Origin of the sequence: Marinobacter sp. JSM 1782161, from assembly GCF_011421605.1 — a bacterium.
In the GTDB taxonomy this organism is placed as follows: domain Bacteria; phylum Pseudomonadota; class Gammaproteobacteria; order Pseudomonadales; family Oleiphilaceae; genus Marinobacter_A; species Marinobacter_A bohaiensis.
In genome coordinates, this window is sequence record NZ_WSSA01000002.1 from 507963 (window position 1) to 521949 (window position 13987).

Sequence of the window (13987 nt, forward strand, 5' to 3'; positions counted from 1 at the left end):
GAAACCGTACGATTGGTCCGCGGACGAATCGACGCGACAGGAATCACTGGTGTGACCGGGTTCGGCATCGCCGGGACGGACACCGCTGATTGCAAGTCTTAAACCCATCGTAGAAGAACGAGGAATCTATGAAGGTTCTGGTCGCTGTTAAACGTGTAATCGACTACAACGTAAAGGTTCGCGTCAAGCCGGATAACACCGGCGTCGATCTTGCCAACGTCAAGATGGCGATGAACCCTTTCTGCGAAATCGCGGTTGAAGAAGCGGTTCGCCTGAAAGAGAAAGGGGTTGCCTCAGAAATCGTTGTGGTTTCCATTGGTCCCAAGGCTGCTCAAGAGCAGATCCGTACCGCACTGGCCCTCGGCGCCGACCGCGGTATCCATGTTGAAACCGAAGAAGAAGTCCAGTCCCTGGAAGCCGCCAAGCTGCTCAAGGCGGTGGTCGAGAAGGAAGAGCCCAAGCTGGTCATCCTGGGCAAACAGTCCATCGACACCGACAACAACCAGACCGGCCAGATGCTGGCCGCTCTGACGGGCATGGCCCAGGGCACCTTCGCATCCGAAGTGGCTGTTGATGGCGAGAAAGTCAACGTGACCCGTGAAATCGACGGCGGTCTGGTGACGGTTTCCCTGAACCTGCCGGCGGTGGTCACTACCGACCTGCGTCTCAACGAGCCGCGCTACGCTTCGCTGCCCAACATCATGAAAGCCAAGAAGAAGCCGCTCGACAACATGAGCCCGGCCGATCTGGGCGTTGATGTGGCCCCGCGCCTGTCCACCCTGAAGGTTGAGGCTCCGGCTTCCCGTCAGGCCGGCGTCAAGGTGGCCGATGTGGCAGAACTCGTCGACAAACTGAAGAACGAAGCGAAGGTGATCTAAATGAGCATCCTTGTAATTGCTGAACATGACAACAGCAGCCTGAAGCAGGCGACCCTGAATGTCGTCGCGGCGGCCAAGGCTGTGGGTGGTGACATCGACGTTCTGGTAGCCGGCGAGAACTGCGGCGCCGCAGGCGAAGCCGCGGCCAAGATCGACGGCGTGAACAAGGTTCTGGTAGCCGACAACGCGGCGTACGGTCATTTCCTGGCCGAGAACCTGTCCCTGCTGGTCGCTGACCTGGGCAAGGACTACGGTCACATCTTCGCCGCCGCCGGAACCACCGGTAAAGACTTCATGCCGCGCGTTGCCGCGCTGCTGGACGTGGCTCAGGTCTCCGACATCATCCGCGTCGAGTCCGAAGACACCTTCGTGCGTCCGATCTACGCGGGTAACGCCATCGCGACCGTTAAGAGCGCCGACAGCATCAAGGTTGTGACCGTGCGTCCGACCGCTTTCGATCCGGTTGGCGGTGAAGGCGGTTCCGCTTCCGTTGAGACCGTAGACGGTGCCCACGACGCAGGCCTGTCTTCCTTCGTTAGCGAGCAGCTGGCCGAGTCCGATCGTCCGGACCTGGGCAGCGCCGGTATCGTCATCTCCGGTGGTCGCGGCATGCAGAACGGCGACAACTTCCAGATGCTGGAAAAAGTCGCGGACCTGCTGGGTGCTGCTGTCGGTGCTTCTCGCGCCGCGGTTGACGCCGGCTTCGTGCCGAACGACATGCAGGTGGGGCAGACCGGTAAGATCGTGGCGCCGCAGCTGTACATCGCCGTCGGCATCTCCGGCGCGATCCAGCACCTGGCGGGTATGTCCGATTCCAAGGTGATCGTTGCGATCAACAAGGATGAGGAAGCCCCGATTTTCCAGGTGGCCGATTACGGCCTGGTGGCGGACCTTTTCGAAGCGGTTCCGCAGCTGGAAGAAGAGTTGAAGAAAGTCCTGTAATCGACTGATTCAACGAGAAAAGGGCGCCAATCGGCGCCCTTTTTGTTTGCCTGGAAAAAGCTAACGGTACAGTGCCGCGTCGGTGACGTGCAGGCGGCTGGAGATCGCCGGCCGGAAGTCCATGTACGCCAGGATATCCCGGTCCAGGTCCAGCCCCGGCGCGATCTCGATCAGCTCAAGGCCGTTCTCGGTGAGCTGGAACACGCAGCGCTCGGTGATGTAGAACACCCGCTGCCCCCGTTCCAGGGCGTAGCGGCCGTTGAAGGTCATGTGTTCCACGTCGGCCACGAACTTGCGTCCCGTACCACTCTGGCGAATGGCCAGGCCGCCTTCCTGGATGGCCACGTCCTGCTTGCCGGCCTCGAAGGTCCCCATAAAGAACACTTCCCGCGCGTTCTGGCTGATGTTGATGAAGCCGCCGGCGCCCGACAGTCGTGAGCCGAAACGGCTGACATTGACGTTGCCGAAGCGATCCACCTGCGCCATGCCCAGATAGGCCTGATCCAGCCCGCCGCCGTCGTAGAAGTCGAACTGGGCCGGCTGGTCGATCACTGCCTCGGCGTTGGCCGCGGCCCCGAAGCTGAGTCCGCCGGCGGGGCGGCCCCCGATGGCGCCGGGTTCAATGGTCAGCGTGATTCGATCCAGTAGCCCCTTGTCCGCCGCCACTTCCGCCACGGTTTCCGGCATGCCGATGCCCAGGTTGACGATGGCGCCGGGCAACAAGTGCTCCGCCGCACGCCGGCCGATCAGCTTGCGGATCGACAGCGGTTCGCCACCCTGCAGCGCCGGCAACCGGATTTCGCTGGTGTAGGCGGGATTGTAAGGCTCGGCGAAGGTCTGCATGTGCTCGGCGGGCTCCGCCAGGATGACGTGATCCACCAGAATGCCGGGAATGTGCACCCGCTCGGGATGCAGCTGGTGGCGTTCGGTCAGCCGCTCCACCTGGACGAACACCTTACCGCCGGAGTTGTGCACTGCCTGGGCGATGGCCAGGCTCTCCAGCGGCAGCGCCTCGTGCTCGGTGGTGATGTTGCCCCGGGCGTCGGCGGTGGTACCGCGCAGGAAGGCCACGTTGATCGGGAAGGTGGGGTAGAACAGGTATTCCCGTCCGCGCACCGTCATCACGTCCACCAGGTCTTCCTGGGTGCGGTCGTTCATGCGACCGCCGCCGTGGCGGGGATCCACGAAGGAGTGCAGCCCCACGTGAGTCAGCATGCCAGGTTTGCCGGCGGCGATGTCCCGGTAGAGCTGGGCGATGACGCCCTGGGGCAGGTTGTAGGCCTCGATACGGTTGTTACAGGCCAAGGCCCCCAGTTTGGGGACGAGCCCCCAGTGGCCGCCGATAACACGCCGTACCAGCCCTTCGTGGGCCAGGTGGTTGAGGCCGCGCTCCTTGCCGTCGCCCTGGCCGGCGGCGTAGACCAGCGTCAGGCCGTTGGGTGCCTGCTCGGCCAGGAAACGGTCTTCCAGGGCCCGGGCCAGGGATTCGGGAAAGCCGATGCCGACGAAGCCACCGGTTGCCAGGGTGGCGTTTTCCGGCACCAGGGCGGCGGCCTGTTCGGCGGAGATCAGTTTTGAATCGGTCATAGTCGCCTCCTCTTATCCGCCATAGGCCTGAGCTGGCAGCCAGGTCACCAGGGCCGGCCACAGGAAGATGATCGCCAGCACCGTCACCTGCAGCAGGATGAACGGGGTCACGCCCTTGTAGAGGGTCTTCACGCCGATTGATGGCGGCGCCACGCCCTTGCAGTAGAACAGGGAGAAGCCGACCGGCGGTGTCAGGAAGGAGGTCTGCAGGCAGACCGCAAACAACACGGTGAACCAGACGATGTCGAAACCCAGCGCGTGGATCACCGGGGCCACCAGCGGCAGGATGATCAGGGTGATTTCGATCCAGTCCAGCACGAAGCCCAGCAGGAAGGTCAGCAGCAGGATGCAGATAACCACGCCGTGGGGGCCGAACGGCAGGCTGTGCAGCGCTCCGGCGATCATTTCGTCGCCACCCAGCCCGCGCAGCACCAGCGAGAACGCCGTGGCGCCGATCAGCAGGGCGAAGATGAACGCGGTGGTCTGGCTGGTCTCGCGGCAGACGTCCCGCAGCACGGTCAGGTTGAGCCGCTTGTTCGCCAGGGCCAGCAAGGTCGCGCCAAAGGCCCCGACACCGGAGGCCTCGGTGGGCGTGGCGATTCCGGCGAAAATGCTGCCCAGCACCGCCAGGATCAGCAGGGCCGGCGGCAGGATGGAGAGGACCGCGTCGAGAATCACCCTCAGGGTCACCGGTTCGGCGTCGTGGCCGGCCGGTGCGGCGTCCGGATGCAGCCAGCCGCGGATCACGATGTAGAGCACGAACACCACGCCCAGCAGGGCGCTGGGGAAGACTGCACCCATGAACAGGTCGCCCACCGACATGGCCAGTTGGTCGGCCATCATCACCAGCATGATCGACGGTGGCATCAGGATGCCCAGGGTGCCGACGGCGCATACCGTACCGACGGCGAGGGACGGCTGGTAATGGCGCTTGAGCATCACCGGCACGGCGAGCAGGGTCAGCAGGGCCACCGAGGCGCCAACGATGCCGGTGGAGGCGGCGAGCAGCAGGCCGATGATCACCACCGCGATGGCGGTGCCGCCGTTCAGGCGCCCGAACAGGCGCGAGACGTTGAGCATCAGCTTTTCCGCCATGCCGGAGCGGTCCAGCATCTGGCCCATGAACACGAACATGGGGATGGCGACCAGTACCCAGCTGCTCATGGTGCCCCAGATGCGCTCGATGGACAGGGAAATGTATGTCCAGTCGATGGCGATAAAGGTGTCCAGAAAAGCATCCGACATCATTGCCAGACCGGTGAAGCCGATGGCGACGCCGCCCAGTACCCAGGCGATGGGGAAGCCGGTGAAGATCAGGCCAATGAACACCACGAACATGCCGATGGCCAGGATTTCATTCATTTCCATGACGCACCTCCGAACCGAACAGGAAGGCGAGCAGGCGGGTCAGGCGCGAGAAAGCCGCGATGATCAGCAAACCGAGGCCGATAGGGAGGGCGCTCTTGACGATCCAGCGCTGGCTGAGCCCGCCGGGCGCGCTGGAGGCCTCGTTCATGGTCCATGAGTCGACCACGTAGGGCACGGCGTAGTACAGCAGCATGCCGATGAACGGCCCCAGTAGCAGGATGATGCCCAGCAGCTCGACCCACGCCTGGGTGCGGAAGCTGAGTCGCTCGCGAAACAGGTCGACGCGTACGTGGTTGTCCCGCAGCAGGGCGTAGGACAGGGCGATCAGAAACCCCGCGGAATACAGGTGCCACTGCAGCTCCTCGAGCTCGATGAAGCCCTGGGCAAACACGTATCGGGACACCACGTTGACGATGATCACCAGCATCAGGATCGGCCAGAGCCAGCTGCTCAGGTCACCGACCCACTGGATGATGCCGTCCAGGACACGGGAAATCGGGGTGTGGGGCAGGCGGTCGCGGGTCAACCCCTGCGGCGCGGGCTCAAGGTCCGGCCCGGCCGCATCGATGGAAACGGTCATGCTAATCTCCGCAAAGCTGGAACGGCTGGCCCGGGCGGGCCAGCGTGACTGGGTACGGCGTTGTGCCGCACCCGACGTTCAGACCGGAATCAGAAATCCCGGGGCAGGTAGCCGAGGTCCTGCCAGCGCTCGTACTGTTCCTCGAAGGCCTTCTGGCTCTTCAGAACGCGGGCAAAATCCTCGTCCTTGTCGGCTTCGTTTTGCAGCACCTGGTTGGTGACCTCTTCCAGCTCGCGCAGGATGGGCTCCGGCAGTTTGCGGGTCTGGGCGCCCTGATCTTCCAGGAACTCGATGGCTTCACCCTGGAAGGCCTCGCTGCGGGCCAGGTTGCGGGTGACGCCGGCCTGACAGGTCAGGTCGATCAGCTTCTTGTCGGCATCGCTGATGGCGTCCCATTTTTCCTTGTTGATGATCAGGTGGAACGCGGCGAATGGCTGGTGCCAGCCGGGGAAGTAGTTGTACTTGGCGACTTCGTAGAAGCCCAGTTGCTTGTCGACGGTGGGCAGGGAGAACTCGGATGCGTCGATGGCGCCTTTCTCCAGAGCCTGGAAAATTTCACCGCCGGGCAGCACGGTGACCGAGGCGCCCAGTTCCTGCAGGATGCGGCCGCCGATGCCGGCGTAGCGGATCTTGAGGCCGTCGATGTCGTCGAGCGTCTTGATCTCCTTGTTGAACCAGCCTCCGGTCTCCGGCCCGGTCAGGCCGCACAGGACCGGATGCACGTTGTTCTTGTGGTAGATTTCTTCGGCCAGCTCCTGACCTTCACCATCGTACCACCAGGCCATGTACTCCCAGGGCTCCATGCCAAACGGCACCGCCGAGAACAGCACGGACGACGGAATCTTGCCTTGGTCGTAACCGATCCAGGTGTAGCCGGCTTCGAGTTTGCCGGTTCGCACCGCATCGGTGATGTTCAGGGTGGGAACCAGTTTGTTGGGTTCGAAGTGCTTGATGATGACACGGTTATCCGTGGCTTCGCTGAGGTCTTCGAGAACGCCCGGAATGGTGTCACCGAGTGCTGGCAGATTGCTGCCGTAGGCGGCCTGCATTTTCCAGCGGATCTTGTCCGCACCCAGCGCGGGGGCGGCGGCCAGCGCCGTGGCCAGGCCGCAGGCGGACAGGTAGGCGAGGGTTTTCATTGGCTTTGTCATTGTTTGTACCTCGGTATTGTTGTTGTCGTTGCAGATGAGAAGCTGCATCTAGTTCAAAACAAACCCTGTGCCAGGAAGTTAAAATTCATAGAAAACAAATAGATAAAAGTTCCTTGGGAATCTGGGAAGAGCGCGCTGTCTGAATTCCAAGACACAATGATGGCACTGAAGGCGGGAAATGGCCGGAAGTATCGCCAAAGCACTGTCCGGAATTTCAGACGGCGTCCGGAATTCCGGACAGTCTTGGTCACAAGCTGTGCCGGGCCATTTTTTCGTAAAGGTTGGCGCGCGAGATGCCAAGCAGGCGCGCTGCCTGGGAGCGGTTGTTGTCGGCGGCTTCGAGTGCCTTGAGGATGGATTCCCGTTCGGCGCGGGCCACGGTTTCGTGCAGGGGTTCGATGCGCTGGTCCGGGCGCTGGCGCTCGGGCTCGCGCTCTGGTGACGGCGGCAGGAAGTCCTCGGCGTCGAGGGTGGTGCCCTTGGCGAAGATGAAGGTGCGCTCCAGGGTGTTGCGCAATTCCCGGACGTTGCCGGGCCAACCGTGATCCTGCAGGTAGGCCAGCGCGCTCTCGCTGAGCCACTTGCGGGACATGCCCAGCCCCCGGGCGATGTGTTCGATCATGCTGTTGGCCAGCAGTTCGATGTCATCGATGCGCTCGCGCAGTGGTGGGACCACGATCGGCAGCACATTGAGCCGGTAATAGAGGTCGGCGCGGAAGTCACCGGCATCCACCATGGCTTTCAGGTCCTTACTGGTGGCGGCGATGATGCGCACGTCCACGCGGATGACCTCGTTCGATCCCAGCGCCTCGAATTCCTGCTCCTGCAACACGCGCAGCAGCTTGCTCTGCAGGTTGGGCGGCAGGTCGCCCACCTCGTCCAGGAACAGCGTTCCCTTGTCCGCCAGTTGCAGCTTGCCCTTGCGCCCCTTGCGGTCGGCGCCGGTGTAGGCGCCCGGCGCAACGCCGAAGAACTCGGCTTCCATCAGGTTATCGGGCACCGCGGCCATGTTGATGCCGACAAACGGCCGCTCGGCGCGTACCGAGGCGTGGTGGATGGCGTGGGCCAGCACCTCTTTGCCCGTGCCGGTCTCGCCCAGCAGGAGGACCGTGGTGTCCAGCTCCGAGGCACGTCGGGCGCGCTGCAGCAGCTGTTCGACGGGTTCGCTCTGGCCCAGGAAGTCGGCAAACGTGTACTTGGTATCGCGCAGGCTGACGAGCTGACGCTCGGCCGTGCTCGGTACGCCCCGCAGCCGGCCGTATTTCTCGACGAAGGCCTTGAGGTAATCCATGTCCTTGTAGAACACGAAGCCGATGCCGCCGATCACGCGCTCCGACTGGTCGCGGATAGGGATGCGGGTCACCACCATCCAGGTGGTGCGAACACGCAAAAGATCCAGCAGTATCGGCTGTCCGTCGCGGACCACCTGACGCATCATGCTGTTGGGAATCAATTCTTCCACAGACGTGCCGCGTACGGGCAGATCCCGTTCCAGGCCCAGGATGTCCCGGTACTTGTCGCTGATCCACAGAACGTGGGCATGGTCGTCGACAATCAGGCTGCCCTCACAGATGTGATCGAGCAGGGCAAGCAGGGGGCTTTCAGACAGATCGGCGAGTTCTTTCTCGGTGAATCCGGAGGTTCGGGTCATGGCAATCCCTGGCGGCCGCCCGCGCGGCGACGGGGCGACCCTGAGTCTTATTGTTGGAGTTCAGGCAAGTCTTCAAAATAGGCCAAGGCGTCGGGATTGGCCAGAGCATCCTTGTTACGGACTGCTTCGCCGTGGACCACGTTGCGCACTGCCAATTCCACGATTTTACCGCTAATGGTGCGGGGAATGTCGGGAACCTGCACGATCCGCGCTGGAACGTGTCGGGGCGTGGTGTTGCTCCGAATGGTCTGGCAAATGGTCTGACGCAGGTCGTCGTCGAGGGTGATGCCGTCTCTCAGGCGAACAAACAGGACCACCCGGACGTCGTCGTCCCAGTTCTGGCCAATAGCCAGGGCTTCCAGCACGGCGTCCACTTTCTCCACTTGCCGGTAGATCTCCGCCGTCCCGATCCGGACGCCGCCCGGGTTCAGTGTGGCGTCGGAACGACCGTGGATAATCACGCCGCGTTGCTCCGGCGTCGTCGACGTGGCCGGGTGCGGGACGATCTCGCCGTAGTCGCCGTGGGCCCAAAGGCCCTCGAAACGACTGAAATAGGCATCCCGGAAGCGGGCGTTGTCGGGATCGTTCCAGAAGCCCACAGGCATGGATGGAAAGGCGTTGCGACACACCAGTTCGCCCTTGCCCTGGGGCAGGGCCTGGCCGTCGTCATCCACGAAGGTCACGTCCATGGCCAGGCCCAGGCACTGCAGTTCGCCGCGGTAGACCGGCAGGGTCGGATTGCCCAGGGCGAAGCAGGACACAATGTCGGTGCCGCCGGAAATGCTGGACACGCAGACATCCGCCTTCACGTCCCGGTACAGGTAGTCGAAGCTCTCGTGGGCCAGCGGGCTGCCGGTGGAGAGCAGGGCGTCGAGCGCGTCGAGATTGTGGCTTTGCCGGGGTTTGAGTCCGGCTTTCTCGCAGGCGGCGTAGTACTTGGCGCTGGCGCCGAAGATCCGGATCTGCTCGCGCTCGGCGATGTCCCAAAGAACCTCGGGCGACGGCGAGAAAGGAGAACCGTCGAACAGCACCAGTGTTGCGCCGAGCGCCAGACCGCTGATCAGCCAGTTCCACATCATCCAGCCGCAGGTGGTGTAGTAGAACAGCCGGTCGCCGGCGCGCAGGTCGGTGTGCAGGGCCTGCTCCTTGATGTGTTGGAGCAGGGTGCCGCCGATGCCATGGACGATGCACTTGGGCACGCCGGTCGTGCCGGAGGAATAGAGAATGTACAGCGGCGAGTTGAACGGCTGGCGCGCGTAATGGCACTCGGGGGCGGCTTCCAGCGCCTCGGCCCAGCCCAGGCCACCGGTCTCCGCCGGCCAGGGGCAATCGTCGTGGTTGTCGATGCGGATCAGTTTGCCCAGTGAGGGCAGGGAGTCGACGATATCCGCCACCCGCTGCCGGGTGTCGATGGTCTTGCCGTTGTAGGTGTAGCCGTTGATGGCGATGAGGACTTTGGGTTCGATCTGGCCGAAACGGTCGATCACGCCGTTGAGGCCGAAATCCGGCGAGCAGGAGGACCACACCGCGCCCAGCTGGCTGGTGGCCAGCATGGCCGCGACCGCTTCAATGCCGTTGGGCACAAACCCCGCCACCCGGTCGCCGGGACCGACGCCCTGCTGCTTCAGCGTGGCGGCCAACGCCTGGGAGCGATGCCGTAGATCGGCAAAGGTGACGATGCGGCGCCGGCCGTCTTCCCGGTGCTCGATGAGGGCGACGGCGTCCGGGTTGCCCCGGGCCAGCAGGTTCTCCGCGAAATTCAGCCGCGCCTGGGGAAAGAAGCGGCGGCCCACCACCTCGGCGTCGGTTTCGACGGGCGGGCCGTCCCAGTCGGCAAGCACCCCGTACTCGTCCACCAGCTCCTCCCAAAAGCGGGTGTCGTTGTCGACGCTCCACCGGTGCAACCCTTCGTAGCCGGCATCGATATCGGGAAACTGGCGCCTCAGGCGCTCCTCGAACCGGGTCATGCAAGTGGCGGCACGGCGCGCGGGGCTGGGTTGCCAGAGGGGCGGTTGGGTCATGCGTTACGTCCTTTCACTGTGGTGCGTCGTCTTGTTCTGTGTCTATTGTGGATCGGCCGAATCATCGCGGGCGGCGGCCAGGGCCCGGCCCACCCGGGAGGGATTGGGGCGGTCCAGCGTCCGGCAGATGGTTTCGCCGATACGCGCCACCGCCTGCAGGTCCACGCCGGTCTCGAATCCCTCGCCCTGCAGCAAGTAAAGCACATCCTCGGTGGCGACATTGCCGGTGGCGCCCCGGGCGTAGGGGCAACCGCCGAGACCGGCGACGGCGCTGTCGAAGGTGCGGATGCCGCGCTCCAGGGCGGCGTAGATGTTGGCGATGGCCTGGCCGCGGGTATCATGGCAGTGCAGCGCCAGGCGGTCGATCTCGACCAGGGGGAAGACAGCGTCCAGCAGGGCATGGATCTCCCGCGGGCGGGCCACGCCAATGGTGTCGCCCAGGGAGACCTCGTCGGCACCCAGCTCCAGCAGCTGCGTCACCACGTCGGCGACCTGCGCCGGAGCGATCGGCCCCTCGTAGGGGCAGCCCACCACGCAGGATACGTAGGCTCGCACCCGCTTGCCGGCATCGTGGGCTCCGGCGACCACCGGCTGGAAGCGGGCGATACTCTCGGCGATGGAACAATTGATGTTCTTGCGGTTGAAGCTCTCCGAGGCGGCGGTGAACACCGCGATCACATCCGCATCGCAGGCCAGGGCGCTTTCCAGGCCCCGGCTGTTGGGGACCAGGACTTCCGCCGAGACCTCGTCTCGCCGCTGGATGCCCGCCATCACCTGCTCGGTGTTGGCCATCTGCGGCACCCACTTGGGCGAGACGAAGCTGCCCGCCTCGATACGGCGCAGGCCCGCATCCGCCAGGCCGTTGAACCAGCGCGAGCGGTCCTCCGCCGAGACCGGTATGGCTTCGTTCTGGAGCCCGTCGCGCAGGCCCACTTCCACAAGCGTGACCTTGTCGCGGTGTGTGCTATCGGCGTTCATGCGGCGTCCTCCCCGGCGTCGAACTGGATCAACAGCTGCCCGGCGGCCACGCTGTCGCCCTTGGCGCCTTCTACGGTCTGGATGCGGCCGGCGCACGGAGCCTTGAGACTGTGTTCCATTTTCATGGCCTCCATGACCAGCAGGGTCTGTCCTGCTTCGACCTGATCTCCGGCGGCGCAGTTCACCGCGATGATACGCCCGTGCATGGGAGCCGTCAGGTGGCCGCTGTCGGCGGCCTGATCCGCCTGCTCTTCGGGGTGATTGACCAGCGCCGTCCAGTCGGCGCTGCCGGCGAAGACCCCCAGTTTCTCGCCGTGGCTGGCCCAGGCGAGGCGCACGGTGCGACCATTCAGGGTGGCGTCCAGCGCCGGGTCGCCGTTGCGCGCACGCCACTGCAATCGAATCGGGGCGTTGCGCTCGGGCAGGTCGATCCGCGCCCGATCGGCGCCGTCCATGGTGTAGCGCAGCGTGGCGTCCTGTTCGCCAATCCGCAGTTCACAGGGTTGCTGGCGCGGACCGCCCAACCGGAAGCTGTCACGGGCGTCCCAGGGATCACCGCGATCCGGCCGCTGCTGGGCCTGTTGCCAGGCGAGCCAGCTCAGGGCCAGTTGCTCGTCCAGGCTGAAGTCGGGAGCCTGCAGTTCGGACTCGTGGACGTCGATGAAGTGTGTGGTCAGCTCGGCCGCGGCAAAATCCCGGTGGCGCAAGACGCGGGCCACAAAATCCGTGTTCAGGGTGACGCCCAGGACTTCGTAGTGTTCAAGCGCATCGATCAGGCGGCGGCGGGCGCTGTCCCGATCCTCGCCCCAGGCGATCACCTTGGCCAGCATGGGGTCGTACCAGGGCGTGATGTCCAGCCCTTCGGCCACGCCGGAATCCACGCGCACGTGGGGCAGGTGAGCCGGCTCGCGCAGGTGCAGCAGACGGCCGGTCATGGGCAGGAAGCCGTTGGCCGGATCCTCGGCGTAGACCCGCGCTTCCAGCGCATGACCGTGACAGCGCAGTTCGTCCTGGGCCCAGGGCAGGGGCTCGCCGGCGGCGACCCGGAGCTGCCATTCCACCAGATCCAGGCCGGCGATCATCTCGGTCACCGGGTGCTCGACCTGCAGGCGGGTGTTCATTTCCATGAAATAGAAATAGCCGCCCGGTTCGTACAGGAACTCGACCGTGCCGGCGCCCACGTAGTCGATGGCCTGTCCGCAGCGGACCGCCGCTTCGCCCATCGCCTGTCGCACGGCGGACGGGATGCCCGGTGCGGGAGCTTCCTCGATGATTTTCTGGTGCCGGCGCTGCACCGAGCAGTCGCGATCAAACAGGTACAGTCCCTTGCCGTGTCGGTCGAACAGCACCTGAACCTCCACATGGCGCGGGTTCTCCAGGTAGCGCTCCATCAGCAGGTGCGGGTCGCCGAAACTGGACTGCGCCTCGCGCTTGGCCGCTTCGATGGCCTCGTCCAGCTCATCATGCCCGCGCACCACGCGCATGCCCTTGCCACCGCCCCCGGCGCTGGCCTTGATCAACAGCGGAAAACCGGTGGTCTCGGCAGCCTGGCGGAAGCGGTCGCTGGACTGGTCGTCGCCGTGATAGCCCGGGACCAGCGGCACGCCGGCATCCGCAATGAGGGCCTTGGCGGCGCTTTTCGAGCCCATGGCGGCGATGGCGGAGGCCGGCGGACCAATAAAATGGATCCCGTGGGCCTCGCACTGTTCGGCCAGTTGGGTGTTCTCGGACAGGAAGCCGTAGCCGGGATGGATTGCATCGGCGCCTTCGTCCCGGGCCGCCTGCATGATGCGATCCACTTTCAGGTAGCTCTCGGTGGCCGCCGCGGGGCCGATGGCAACGGCGGTATCGGCCTGGCGTACAAAGGGCGCATTGCGGTCGGCGTCGGAATACACCGCCACGCAGCGGATGCCCATCGCCTGGGCGGTGCGCATGATGCGCAGGGCGATCTCGCCACGGTTGGCGATCAGCAACGTACGGATGGGTCGCTCAGTCATGGGACGCCTCCCGGATCCAGGTGGGGGGACGTTTGTCCAGGAAAGCCTGCAAACCTTCCTGACCTTCTTCGCCGGTGCGCAGGCCGGCAATCAGTTCGGCGGTGTAGCGGATCAGGGCGGCGTCGGGGCCGTCTTCCTGGGTCCGCGCCACCAGGCGCTTGCAGGCGTCCAACGCAACCGGGCCGTTGTTGAGCAGGCCGGCGGCTATCTGCTCGACGGTCTCGTCCAGGTCTTCCAGTGGCACCACCTCGTGCACCACGCCCAGCTCGGCGGCGCGCTCGGCGGCGATCTCCTCGGTGGTCAGAAAATAGCGCCGGGCCTGTCGCGGCCCCATGGCGCGCACCACATAGGGGGCAATGGCCGCCGGTGCCAGGCCCAGGCGGGCCTCGCTGAGGCAGAAACGGGCATTGTCGCCGGCTATGGCGATGTCACAGGCGCAGATCAGGCCCAGTGCGCCGCCAAATGCCGCCCCCTGGACCCGGGCAATCGTGGGCTTGGGCAGACGGTCGAGGGTCTGCATCAGGCCAGCGAGAGCCATGGCGTCGGCCACGTTGTCATCATGGCTCAGGGCGGCGGTCTGTTTCATGTAGCCCAGATCGGCGCCGGCAGAAAAGTGCTTGCCGCTGCCCTGAAGGATCACGACACGGCAGCGGGCGTCGCGGCCGGCTTGTTCCAGGGCGTCGGCGAGGGCCGCCATCACGTCGCTATCGAAGGCGTTGCGTTTGTCCGGTCGGTCCAGGGTGATGCGGGTGACGCCGCGGGCGTCGGTCTCGGTGCGTACCATCGGTTCGCTCATGGGGGAAATCTCCTGGCTTGTCGTTTCCTGGCCTTTTG

Annotated in this window: 11 protein-coding genes; 2 read left to right on the plus strand and 9 right to left on the minus strand. The window is 64.7% G+C overall.

Annotated features, from left to right (window positions below; all coding sequences use genetic code 11):
- Positions 1-128 precede the first annotated feature (128 nt).
- Together GQB00_RS02270 and GQB00_RS02275 are read left to right on the plus strand one after the other, a co-directional pair.
- Positions 129-878: an electron transfer flavoprotein subunit beta/FixA family protein gene (locus GQB00_RS02270; protein ID WP_111496310.1), complete on the plus strand. Its 750-nt coding sequence runs from the start codon at positions 129-131 to the stop codon at positions 876-878.
- Positions 879-1820, plus strand: coding sequence for an electron transfer flavoprotein subunit alpha/FixB family protein (locus GQB00_RS02275; protein WP_165855072.1), 942 nt, complete (start codon positions 879-881; stop codon positions 1818-1820).
- Between the two features lie 60 nt (positions 1821-1880).
- On the opposite strand, the gene GQB00_RS02280 is transcribed toward GQB00_RS02275, so the two are convergent.
- From GQB00_RS02280 to GQB00_RS02320, 9 genes are all read right to left on the minus strand, one after another.
- Entirely contained in the window at positions 1881-3407 is a 1527-nt protein-coding gene (locus GQB00_RS02280) for an acyl CoA:acetate/3-ketoacid CoA transferase (protein WP_165855073.1), read from the minus strand.
- A 12-nt stretch (positions 3408-3419) separates the two neighbouring features.
- Positions 3420-4775 (minus strand): TRAP transporter large permease, encoded by a 1356-nt coding sequence (locus GQB00_RS02285; protein ID WP_111496307.1) that lies wholly within the window; start codon positions 4773-4775, stop codon positions 3420-3422.
- A complete protein-coding gene (locus GQB00_RS02290; RefSeq protein ID WP_165855074.1) occupies positions 4762-5355 on the minus strand; it encodes a TRAP transporter small permease subunit in 594 nt (197 codons plus the stop codon). The genes GQB00_RS02285 and GQB00_RS02290 overlap by 14 nt, the downstream gene beginning before the upstream one ends.
- An 89-nt stretch (positions 5356-5444) precedes the next feature.
- Complete coding sequence (locus GQB00_RS02295; protein WP_228276647.1) at positions 5445-6494, minus strand: TRAP transporter substrate-binding protein; 1050 nt, start codon at positions 6492-6494, stop codon at positions 5445-5447.
- Positions 6495-6753: 259 nt separating this feature from the next.
- Positions 6754-8157, minus strand: coding sequence for a sigma-54 interaction domain-containing protein (locus tag GQB00_RS02300; RefSeq protein ID WP_165855076.1), 1404 nt, complete (start codon positions 8155-8157; stop codon positions 6754-6756).
- A gap of 47 nt (positions 8158-8204) precedes the next feature.
- Positions 8205-10178: an acetoacetate--CoA ligase gene (locus GQB00_RS02305; protein ID WP_165855077.1), complete on the minus strand. Its 1974-nt coding sequence runs from the start codon at positions 10176-10178 to the stop codon at positions 8205-8207.
- A 42-nt stretch (positions 10179-10220) separates the two neighbouring features.
- Positions 10221-11156, minus strand: coding sequence for a hydroxymethylglutaryl-CoA lyase (locus tag GQB00_RS02310; protein WP_165855078.1), 936 nt, complete (start codon positions 11154-11156; stop codon positions 10221-10223).
- Positions 11153-13153 (minus strand): acetyl-CoA carboxylase biotin carboxylase subunit, encoded by a 2001-nt coding sequence (locus tag GQB00_RS02315; RefSeq protein ID WP_165855079.1) that lies wholly within the window; start codon positions 13151-13153, stop codon positions 11153-11155. The genes GQB00_RS02310 and GQB00_RS02315 overlap by 4 nt, the downstream gene beginning before the upstream one ends.
- Positions 13146-13949 (minus strand): enoyl-CoA hydratase-related protein, encoded by an 804-nt coding sequence (locus GQB00_RS02320; RefSeq protein ID WP_165855080.1) that lies wholly within the window; start codon positions 13947-13949, stop codon positions 13146-13148. The genes GQB00_RS02315 and GQB00_RS02320 overlap by 8 nt, the downstream gene beginning before the upstream one ends.
- Positions 13950-13987: the final 38 nt, after the last annotated feature.